Origin of the sequence: Dietzia sp. CH92, assembly GCF_032248695.1 — a bacterium.
Taxonomy (GTDB): Bacteria; Actinomycetota; Actinomycetes; order Mycobacteriales; family Mycobacteriaceae; genus Dietzia.
In genome coordinates this window covers 244,084-254,800 of sequence record NZ_JAVHXC010000006.1, presented here as the reverse complement: position 1 = coordinate 254,800, position 10,717 = coordinate 244,084, and the positions used below count along the sequence as shown (strand labels likewise).

The 10,717-nt window shown below is 73.7% G+C and carries 7 protein-coding genes; 3 read left to right on the top strand and 4 right to left on the bottom strand.

All coding sequences use genetic code 11. The annotated features are described in order from the left end of the window. Positions 1–108: 108 nt before the first annotated feature. Genes RWK90_RS13975 through RWK90_RS13965 form a run of 3 tightly spaced genes read right to left on the bottom strand, consistent with a single transcriptional unit; the run spans position 109 to position 4,803 of the window. Positions 109–2,100 carry an arabinofuranosyltransferase gene (locus RWK90_RS13975; protein ID WP_314038216.1) on the bottom strand — a complete coding sequence of 664 codons (1,992 nt, stop codon included), beginning with the start codon at positions 2,098–2,100 and terminating at the stop codon, positions 109–111. Next, entirely contained in the window at positions 2,097–3,437 is a 1,341-nt protein-coding gene (locus RWK90_RS13970) for a polysaccharide biosynthesis protein (RefSeq protein WP_314038215.1), read from the bottom strand. Before RWK90_RS13970 ends, RWK90_RS13975 begins: the two co-directional genes overlap by 4 nt. After that, the gene (locus RWK90_RS13965) at positions 3,415–4,803 is read right to left on the bottom strand and encodes a M1 family metallopeptidase (protein WP_314038227.1); all 1,389 of its coding nucleotides are present in this window, start codon (positions 4,801–4,803) and stop codon (positions 3,415–3,417) included. Before RWK90_RS13965 ends, RWK90_RS13970 begins: the two co-directional genes overlap by 23 nt. A 177-nt stretch (positions 4,804–4,980) precedes the next feature. Here RWK90_RS13965 and RWK90_RS13960 point away from each other — a divergent pair, with 177 nt between their 5' ends. Both RWK90_RS13960 and RWK90_RS13955 read left to right on the top strand, forming a co-directional pair. Further along, on the top strand, positions 4,981–5,430 hold the full coding sequence (locus RWK90_RS13960) for a hypothetical protein (protein WP_314038214.1): 450 nt from the start codon (positions 4,981–4,983) through the stop codon (positions 5,428–5,430). After that, on the top strand, positions 5,427–5,816 hold the full coding sequence (locus RWK90_RS13955) for a transcriptional regulator (RefSeq protein WP_314038213.1): 390 nt from the start codon (positions 5,427–5,429) through the stop codon (positions 5,814–5,816). Before RWK90_RS13960 ends, RWK90_RS13955 begins: the two co-directional genes overlap by 4 nt. A 32-nt stretch (positions 5,817–5,848) precedes the next feature. On the opposite strand, the gene RWK90_RS13950 is transcribed toward RWK90_RS13955, so the two are convergent. Further along, a complete protein-coding gene (locus RWK90_RS13950; RefSeq protein WP_314038212.1) occupies positions 5,849–9,727 on the bottom strand; it encodes a Pls/PosA family non-ribosomal peptide synthetase in 3,879 nt (1,292 codons plus the stop codon). A gap of 67 nt (positions 9,728–9,794) precedes the next feature. Here RWK90_RS13950 and RWK90_RS13945 point away from each other — a divergent pair, with 67 nt between their 5' ends. Further along, entirely contained in the window at positions 9,795–10,634 is an 840-nt protein-coding gene (locus RWK90_RS13945; RefSeq protein ID WP_314038211.1) for an SDR family oxidoreductase, read from the top strand. Positions 10,635–10,717: the final 83 nt, after the last annotated feature.

Here is a 10,717-nt window from a genome sequence, read left to right as displayed (position 1 = left end):
GCAACACCTGCACGGCGCCGAGGCCGCAGCATGACCCCGCGAGTCGGAGGGTCGGCTCCGCCTGCGCCGCCTTGTCCGGCTTTGCGGCCCGGGGGCCGAGGAACCGGGTCAGCGCCGGACGATCACCATCCGAGACCCCACCTCGCGGACGTCGAACAGCGCGGGATCGTCGAACTGGCGAGGAACGAACACGATTTCCTCCCGCACATTGTTCTGGCTTTGCGGCATCACGTTGACCATGGCCGGGAAGATCCACCGCCGGGAGCCCTCCCGGTCAAGCACCAGCACGTCAGGTCCGCGGAACGAGCTCGAGTCGATCGCCGCGGTCAGCTCGCCCGGCGAGTCGGTGTCGGACCAGCGGCGGATCTCGTCGAGCCGCGCTTCGTACCGGCCCGCCGGGGTCGCATACGCCTGGGCCGGGGCCTGGAACGTGTGGAAGGGCCGGTACGCGTAGAGCGACGGGTCCGCGGTCAACACCACCAGGTCGGACGGCGTGCGATCGTCGGTCATCTCATCGATCGCCCCCAGGATGTCGTGCGGCACCCCGGGGTTCTCCCGCGCCACCGCGGCGAAGTGCGCGTCCTCGTCGGAGACGTGCTGCACCAGCTGAACGGCGGCGAGCCCGGCCACCACCACCGCGGCCGCGGTCACCCGCCCGCGGGACGGCCCGGGGGAGGTGCGGATCGCCCACCGAGCCAGGGTGAGCGCGCCGACGATCCCCGCCAGCGCGAGCGCCAGGGTCACGACGGGGATCATGCGGAACGGCAGCAGCGTGCTCCCGGTGACCGCGCGCAGGCCGGACAGGACGTACCAGCCGAGGGCGGCGACCACGGTCAGTGCGAGCGCCCGCGCCAGCACGAGCCGGCGCCCGGAGGAGGGGAGCGGTCCGGTGTCACGGAGCGCGGTGTCGGCGTCGACGTCGTGGCCGGCCGCGGTGTCGGCGCCGAGTCGCGCCCGCATCGACTCCGCCGCACGCGCGGTCGCCGCGCCGGCGCCACCGGGCCACACGGTGACGACCAGCCACACCGCCCCGACGAGACACAACAACCCGGCCGCGGACGGCTCGAACATCGGCAGCGGCCACCGCGAGGCCACCTCGGGCGCGAAATCGTTGGCCACCGACGGTTCGGTCTCCGCCCCGCCGAGCACGGCGAGCAGGTAGCGGTGCCAGAACACCAACGCGATCGCCGCGGAGATCGCCGCCATCGCCGCGAGTCGGCCGAGCAGTGCCCCGACCACGGCGCGGTCGGCGCGGTGGTACCAGGCGTGGAGGACGACGACGAGGCCCACCATCAGCGCGGCGAAACCCGCGATGAGCGTGTACCCGAGGGCGGCCCAGCCGAGGTAGACCCCGATGGTCATGACCAGCGGCCACGTGGGCCGGCGGTCTACCGAGGTCTCCGCCCGGGCCGCGGCGGCGCGCGCGCAGAGCAGGAACGTCGCCACCACGACCTGCGGGAGCAGGCAGATGAGGATCCACGAGTACGGCTCGTAGGCGTTGGTGTGACCACCGATCACGGAGGTGGTGAGGCCGAACAGGACGGCCAGCCGGGCGGGGACGAGCCAGCGCCAGGCCACGAACGCGATCGCGCCGGCGATGGCCATGGTGAGGATCGCGTACGGCTTGTAGAAGGCCCACCCCTCGACTCCGGCCATGTCCGCGAGGCGCCCGCCCACCCAGAACCACTGCGGCGGATAGAACGGCGCGGCGTCGGCGTAGAAGGGGTCGGCGATTGCGGGGGAGTCGGCGAAGCGGGTGACGTAGGCGACGCGGTTGAGCTGATCGCCACCCAGGCCGAAGAGGTAGTGGGGGGTGCCGTTCAGGAGGAGGCTCAGGTGGGAGGACGCGAGGAACGCGGGGCCGACCGTGCCCAGTGCCCACAGGGTCCGGGGGCCGGTCGAGCGGCGGAGCAGCAGCCATCCGGCGGCGATGACGACCAGCGCGGCGAGCGTTCCGCCGAACGTCTCGGGCAGCCAACTGGGCTCGGCGAACGGCAGGGAGTCGATGGCGAGGTAGGTCGCGGCCCCGACGAGCCCGGCCACCAGGAGCGCGGCGAGAAGCTCGGAGCCGCGGCGGACCAGGGGACGCAGCTCGGTCATGCGGCCGCTCCGTGTCGCCGCGCCGCCACGATCAGGCCCACCACGTGGAGGGCGACCCCGATGCCGGGCCCGGCGAGCAACGCGACTGCCGCGCGCACGTCGAGCGGGCCGGGGACGGCCACCAGCAGCGCCGCCGCCGCGATCACCGCGACCCACCAGCCGGCGTTGTAGAGCAGATGGCGGTCAAAGGCGAGGGCGGCATTCCCGGTGACCATGAGTGCGGCCGTACCGACGGAGGCGGCGGTGAGGGCGGCGAGGACGGCGCCGGGCAGCTCGAAATCGCCGCCGAACAACACACGGATCAGCCACGGGCCGATGAGCCACGCGGCGCCCGCGCCGACGACGCCGACCGCGGTGACCAGGCCCAGCGGCGCGGTCAGCGACCGCGGTCCCCGGGCGCGGCGCTCGACGAAGAAGACGATGATCGCGCTCTGGAAGCTGGTCAGCGGCACGAGCAGCGGGGCGCGGGTGAGGGTGATGGCCAGGATGACGGCACCGACGAGCGGGGCGGGATCGGAGTCGCGGACGGTCGCGGTGACGAACAGCGGGAAGCCGGTGACCAGGACGGAGGTGCCCGCGGAGGCGAGCATCGCGGTGGCGGTGTTGCGCCAGAAGCGTCGGCGTCCGGCGTCGACGGCGGAGCGCAGCGCGGTACGGGTGCCCGGGGAGACGGCGATGAGCACGGCCCAGGTCACGGCGCCGGCGACGGTGGCCACCGCGAACCCGAGCCCGGCGTCGCCGAGCCACCATGCGATGCCGGCGGCGGCCAACCGCAGTGCGGCGTCGACCGTGAGCAGGACCGCGTACAGCCCCCACCGCTCGGTGCCGGAGAGGGCGCCGGCGGTGGCGGCCTGGAGCGTGAAGCCGAGGATGCCGAACGCCATGATCGCCACCCCCGCGCCGGAGAAGGTGGGCAGGCCCAGCGATGGCCACAGGGGTGCGCTCACCGCGACCGCGGCGGCGAGGATCAGGCCGAGGGCGAGGCCGGCGGGCAGCAGCCGCACGGCGCCCCGCGGCGGGGTCGCCACCGCGGCCCCTCCACCGGTGACCGCGGCTCCGCCGCTGGTCTCGCGGTCGGCTCCCTCCCGCGCCGACCGGACGGCCCGCGTGGCCTCCTGCATGAGCCCGTTCGCCACGCCGCCGAGGGCGAAGAACGCGCCCCAGTAGGTCGCGAAGAGCGGGTAGTCGGCGGGCCCGAGCGCTCGGCCGGCGATGAGCATGACCAGGTACCCCGAGGCCGCGGCGAACACGGTCGCCAGGGTCAGGGCCCGCATCCCGCCCGCGCCGGCCCCGGGGGCCACGCCGGCCTGGGCCTCAGCCGCGGCCGGCGTGGTCATCGGGCATGCCGAGGGTCGGCGGCAGGGGCTCGGAGAACAACCAGGCGTCCCACAACGGCCGCAGGTCGACGGGGGAGTGCGCGGCGGCCATCGCGAGGAAGTCGTCCGTGGTGACGGTCACGCCCGAGTGCGTGGCCACCCACGCGCGCAGGAGCTCGAAGAACGCCGCGTCGCCGATGGCCTGGCGCACCGAGTGCAGGGTGAGGGCGCCGCGCTTGTAGATGCGGTCGTCGAACATGTCCTCCGGCCCGGGGTCGGCCAGCAGGATGTCCTGGGGCGAGTTCTGCAGCTTGGAGTAGTAGTGCAGGGCGTGGCTGGCCGCGTCGGCGCCGCCGGAGAACTCGGTCCACAGCCATTCGGCGTAGCAGGCGAACCCCTCGTGCAGCCAGATGTGCTTCCACTGCGCGGCGGTGACGGCGTTGCCGAACCACTGGTGGGCGAGCTCGTGGGCGATGAGCCGCTCGTCGCGGTCGCCGGATTCGGCGGTGCCGCGCCCGAACGTCGACATGCCCATCGCCTCGAGGGGGATCTCCAGCTCGTCGTCGGTGATCACGACCGTGTAGTCCTCGAACGGGTAGGGGCCGAACAGCCGGCTGAACACGTCGATCATCTCGGTCTGCCGGGCGAACGCCCGCCGGAAGTCGCGCTTGAGGTCGGCGGGCAGGAACGCGTGGACCGGGACCGCGCCGCCGCTGAGCTCGAGGTGCTCGTAGCGGCCGAGGTTGACGGTGACCAGGTAGGGCGAGGTGGGGTGCGGGAGGTCGACGTCCCAGGTGGTCAGGCTGCCGCTGCGCTTGGTGCCGCGGAGGGTTCCGGTGATCACGGCGCGGTAGGGCGAGTCGGTGGTCAGGCGGATGCTGTACGGGGCCTTGGCGGCCGGGTGGTCATCGCAGGGGAACCAGCTGGGTGCGCCGTTGGGCTGGCCCGCGACGAGGACACCGTCGGTGAGTTCCTCCCAGCCGACCTCGCCCCACGTGCCGCGCACGGGCCGCGGGTTGCCGGCGTAACGGATGGTCAGGGTGAACTCCGTGTCCGCGTCGAGGGGCTCGGCGAGCGTGACGGCGAGCTTCCCGCGGGGTCGGGTGAAGCGGGTGACGCGCCCCCGGTCGATCGACACCTTGGACGCGGTCAGGTGCGGCGACAGGTCGAGCCGGATGGAATCGAGCGGCTCGGTGGTGGTCGCGGTGATCACGGCGGTGCCGCGCAGGTTGTTGGAGCTCATCCGGTAGGTGAGGTCCAGGTCGTAGCGGGTGACGCGGTAGCCGTGGTTGCCGGCGCCGGGCAGGTAGGGGTCGCCGGGATCGCCGCCGGAGGTGGCGTGGTCGCCCGCGATCCTGGCGGCGAGGGCCTTGCTGGCTGCCTTCAATTCCATGACCTGCGCGAGTCTAGAGGACCCCTCGTGGGGCCCGCCCTGTCCGCTGTCGCCGACCCGACCCCGGGGCGATCCCGGAAAAGTACTTGCCAAACGAGAAAGTAGTTGCCTAGAGTCGAGTCATCGCCTCGGGGGAAACACCGTCGGGGTCCCGACGGGAAAGGTGTCGCCATGACCACGGAGAACCCCACGACCGACCCGGTCGACCGCGCCGAGGCCGCCCGCCTGCTCGCCGAGGCGGAGGGCCGACCCCCGGTGAGCACCGCCCAGGACGTCCGCGTCTTCGCCGGCTTCGCCGCGGCGATCGCGGTCCTCATGGGCGTCGGCACCATCGCGATCATGTTCACCAACTGGGCGCTCATCCCGTACGTGGCGCTGCTCTTCGTGGCGATCTACTGGCAGCGGCGCGCCATCAGTGCGAGCCCCCGCGGCTCGGGCCGGACGTATACGTGGGGCATGGCGGGATCGGGCGTGATGATCCTCGTCGTCGTCACCGCCCTCAACGTCATCCGCACGACGATCGGCCTCACCGCCTGGTGGTACGCGCTCGGCGTGGTCCTGGTCGCGCTGCCCGCCCTGGTGGCCGCCGGGGTCATCGTCCGGCGGGGTGCGGCGCGATGAGCGAGGAGAAGGGGACGACGACGAGGGCGGCCGCCGCATCGGGGGGCTCCGCCCCGGGCACGGGCACTCCCGGGGACGGGCGCGACCGCTCCGGGGGACACGCCCGCCATCGACTCGACGAGGTCATCCACGCCCCGGTGCGGTTCTCGATCGTCGCGGCGCTGGCCGGGGTCGACGACGCGGAGTTCGCCACGATCCGCGACGCGGTCGAGGTGTCCGACTCGACGCTGTCCAAGCAGGTCTCGGTGCTGGAGAGGGCCGGGTACGTCACGGTCCGCAAGGGCCACGTGGGCAAGCGGCCCCGCACGTGGCTCTCGCTCAACCGCACCGGCCGGAAGGCGTACGAGTCGCACCTCGCCGCCCTGCGCGCCATCGCCGGCGGCTGACCCGGCCCGCGGGCACCCGCGAGCCGCGCGGCCTATCCCCGCCAGGGTGAGATGGGGTTGCCCTGCCACCGGGTGCCGGCGGGGATGCGGTCCCCGCGCATGACGAGCGAGGCCGGGCCGACGGTGGAGCCGGCGCCGATCGCCGACGCCGGCAGCGCGACGCAGTGGGCGCCCAGCGTGGCGCCGTCGGCGAGGTCGACGCGGTCGATCTGCATGATGCGGTCGTGGAACAGGTGCGTCTGGACCACGCAGCCGCGGTTGACGGTGGCGCCCCGGCCGAGAGCGATGAGGTCGGCCTCGGGCAGCCAGTACGACTCGCACCACACGCCGCGGCCGACGCGTGACCCGAGCAGGCGCAGCATGAGGTTCATGACCGGGGTGCCCGCGGCGGGCCTGGCCATCCACGGGGCGGCGATCAGTTCGACGAACATGTCCGCCACCTCGTTGCGCCACACGAACGAGGACCACAGCGGCTGCTCTCCCACCCGGATCCGGCCCACCAGGATCCACTTGGCGAGCACGGTCACCACCAGAGCCACCAGCCCCGCGTAGGCGAGGACGAATCCGGAGGCCAGGGCGGCCACCCCGAAGCCCCACTCGCGGTGCACGGCCTGCAGCAGCACGAGCACGCTCGCCAGCAGGAGGAACGACAGCCACACCGGGACCAGCCGCAGGGTCTCCCAGGCGCCGCGGGCGACCTTGAGCCGGCGTGGCGGCTGGTAGGTGCGCCCGTCGTCGTCGGCGTCGGCGATCGCGCGCGGCAGTTTCTGCGGCGGGGAACCGAGCCACGAGGTGCCCTTCTTGGCCTTCTCGGGGGCGGAGGACAGGACCGCGACCAGGCCGCGCGCGGGCACCTTGCGGCCGGCGGAGGCGATGCCGGAGTTGCCGAGGAACGCCCGCTTGCCGATCTGGGCGTGTTCGAGCCGCATCCACCCGGAGCCGAGCTCGTAGGGCGCCACCATCGTGTCGTCGGCGAGGAACGCCCCGTCGCGGACGGTGGTGAGGGAGGGGATGAGCAGCACGGTCGAGGCCTCGACGTCGCGGCCGATCCGCGCGCCCAGCAGCCGGAGCCACACCGGGGTCAGCATCGAGGCGTACAGCGGGTAGAGCCAGGTGCGGGCGGCGTCCATGATCCGCTCGCTGCACCAGGCCTGCCAGGCCACGCGCGAGTGCACGGGGTGGAAGCCGGGGGTCAGGCGGATCGACAGGAGCCGGATCGACACGAGCGTGAACGCACCGAACAGTGCGAACGCGAGCAGGGCGCCGGGGATCGACCAGAGGGCTGTCCGCGCGGCCAGCTCCGCGAGGCCGGAACCACTCGTCCCGGCGTCGCCGCTCACGGCGCCGCCGACCCCCCACGCCACGACCGCCAGTCCGGCGGCCAGCGCCAGAAGCGGCGTCGCTCCCAGCACCAGCGCCGACACCTGGTACATCACGCTCCACCCGCGGCTGTGGGGCGCGGGCTCGGAGGGCCAGCTCGACCCGCGCTTGCCGCGCTTGAGCGCCGGCGATCCCGCGTAGCGTTTGCCGGCCTTGACCGGGCCCACGACGGCCGAGCCGATCTCCACGTGCGCGCCGCGGCCGATCACCGCGCCCGGCAGCAGCATGGATCGCGCGCCGACCACGGCCTGCTCGCCGATCTCGATGGCGCCGACGTGCACCACGTCGCCGTCCACCCAGTGCCCCGCCAGGTCGACCTCGGGTTCGATCGAGGCGCCGTCGCCCACCGTGAGCAGGCCGGTCACGGGCGGCAGGGTGTGCATGTCGACGTCGCGGCCGATCCGCGCCCCGAGGAGCCGGGCGAAGGTGGTGAGCCACCCGGCCCCGGTGAGGGAGACGGCGCCGGAGGACGCGACGAGTCGTTCCGCGGCCCACAGGCGCAGGTGCACCGACCCGGCGCGCGGGTAGGTCCCCGGGCCGATTCCGGCGGTGAGCAGTCTGCACAGGCCCGCGGTGACGGCCATCCGGCCCGCCGGCAGCAGGAGCAGCACCGCGAGGACGCCCAGTACCCACCACGACACGGGCCGCGCCCACGCCACCCCGAGCCCGGCGGCGACGTTGTTGGCCAGGCCCAGCCATGTCAGCCACCGCAGGCCGGTCACGGTGAGCAGCGGGATCGTCGAGAGGACCTGAACCGTCTGAGCGACGGGCCCGACGGGCCGGACGTGGCGCGGCGCGACCTCGGCCTCCGGCTCGAGCTCGTCGAGGAAGGCGGCGAAGTCGCCCAGGCGGGAGCGGTCGTAGATGTCGCCCACCGTCACGGCGGGGAAGCGCTCGCGGACGCGGGCCACGACGTGCGCGGCGGCCAGCGATCCGCCACCGAGTGCGAAGAAGTCCTCGTCGACGCCGGAGACGTCGGCGCCGAGCGCGGCGGACCACAGCTCGGCGACCCACGCCTCGGTGCCGTCGAGGTCGGATTCGGCGGCGGAGGTCTGGGCCAGCGGCCAGGGCAGGGCGGCGCGGTCCACCTTCCCGGAGGTGCGGGTGGGCAGCTCGTCGACCAGCGCCAACCGGGGCACCACCCCGGCCGGCAGATGCTCGCGCAGCCGGCCGGCCGCCTCGGCGGGGTCGAAGCCGTCCGGGTCGTCGGCCACCAGGTACGCCACCAGGACGGGCTGGCCGGCCTCGGTCCTCTGCACGGCGGCGGCGCCCGCGGTGACGCCGGGGAGCGCGGAGACGGCGGTGTCGACCTCGCCCAGCTCGAGGCGGCGTCCGCCGATCTTGACCTGGTCGTCGACGCGGCCGTGGAAGTACAGGCCGTCGGCCTCGAGTCGGACCATGTCGCCGGAGCGGTACGCCCGGTCCCAGCCGAGGGTCTCCATGGGGGCGTACTTCTCGAGGTCTTTCGCGGGGTCGAGGTAGCGGGCGAGTCCCACCCCGCCGATCACGAGTTCGCCGGACTCGCCGTAGCCCACCGGGTGGCCGGCGGCGTCGACCACCGCGAGGTCCCAGCCGTCGAGCGGCAGTCCGATCGACACCTCGCCGTCCCCGGTGAGCGGCGCGGCGCACGCCACGACGGTCGCCTCGGTGGGGCCGTAGGTGTTCCACACCTCGCGGCCGTCCGCGGCCAGTCGCGCGGCGAGCTCGGGCGGGCACGCCTCGCCGCCGAGGATGACCAGGCGGACGTCGGCGAGCATGGAGTCCGGCCACATCGAGGCCAGTGTCGGCACGGTGGAGATCACGGTGATCCGTCTCTCGCGCAGCCACGGTCCCAGGTCGAGGCCGGATTTCACGATCGAGCGGGGCGCGGGCACGAGGCACGCCCCGTGGGCCCAGGCCAGCCACATCTCCTCGCAGGAGGCGTCAAAGGCGACGGACAGTCCGGCCAGCACCCGGTCCCCGGGGCCGAGCGGCGCGTCCCGCAGGAAGATGCGGGATTCGGCGTCGACGAACGCGGCGGCGCTGCGGTGCGTGACCGCCACGCCCTTGGGCAGGCCGGTGGTGCCGGAGGTGAAGATGATCCAGCAGTCGTCGTCGACGGTGGGGCGCCGGTGCCGGGCGGGGTCCTCGGGCCGGTCGGGGTCGGTGACACGCATGCCGTGGGCGGTGTAGACGGCGGCGACGCGCGCCTGGCCGAACACCAGCTTCGCGCGTTCGTCCGGATCGTCCACGTCGACGGGCACGTAGGCGGCGCCCGCGGCGAGAGTGGTGAGGATCGCCAGGTACAGCTCGGCGGAGCCGGAGGGCATGTGGATGCCGACGCGGTCCCCGGCGCCCACGCCCTGGTCCTGCATCCACGCGGCGGAGACGTGGATCTGCCGCCACACCTCGGCGTAACTGAGGACGCGGGTGCCGTCGTCGAGGCACGGCGCGTCGGGGTGGCGCTCGACCGCCGAGCCCAGCACGTCGAGGAGCGTCCGGGGTGCCGCAGCGTGTGAGCTGCGCAGATACTGCTCTCCGATGGTGGCCACCAGCGGATGGTATCGCTCGCAGGTGAACACCAGCCGCGCTCACCGCCGGGCTGGTTAAGTGAGGCGCATGACTTCAGGGAGCCTTCGGGGCAGGACCATCGTGATCGTGGGCGCGGGCCCCGGATTCGGCCACACGCTGGCCCGGCGGGCCGCCGCGCAGGGAGCGACGGTGGTGGTCGCCGCGCGCACGGTGTCGCGGGTGGAGGAGATGGCGGAGGCGGTGCGCGCCGACGACGAGGTGCGCCGCGCGGGCGGTACGGCGATCGCCGCGCCCGTGGACGCGACCGATCCCGACTCGGTCCGGGTGCTGCGCGAGACCGTCGAGGGGCACACCGACGCGGTCCACGGGCTCGTGTACAGCGCGTTCGCGGTGCCGAGCATGAAGCCGTTGGCGCGGACCGACCACGACCAGATCTCGGCGGGGATCGACCTGTCGGTGCTGGGGGCCCTGCGGACGACTCAGGAGTTCACGGCGCTGCTCGAGGCCGGCGCAGCGGGCCCCGCCACCGACGCGGCCGACGCCGCCACCAGCTCCGTCGTCATGATGGCCTCGGCAGTCATCCACCACTCCCGCGAGCGCTACGCGGGCTACAAGATCGCCAAGACCGCCCTGGTCGCGCTCGGCCACTCGCTGGCCACCGAGCTCGGCCCGCGCGGCATCCGGGTCAACACGGTCGCGCCGGGCTACATCTACGGCGACACGCTCAAGGCGTACTTCGAGAGCCTGGCCGGCAAGTACGGCGGCACGCTCGAGGACGTCTACGCCCACACCGCGGAGCGGATGGACCTCAGGCGGCTGCCCAGCGAGCGCGAGATCGTCGACCCGGTGCTGTTCCTGCTCTCCGACGCCGCCTCGGCCGTCACGGGCCAGACCCTCACGGTGGACTGCGGCGAGTTCCACACCTGACCCGCCGCGCGCCGCGCCACCCCGAGGCGCGATCAGGGTGGGAATCCGGGTCGTTCCCCGATGTGGCGCCCGGCGCCGGGGTG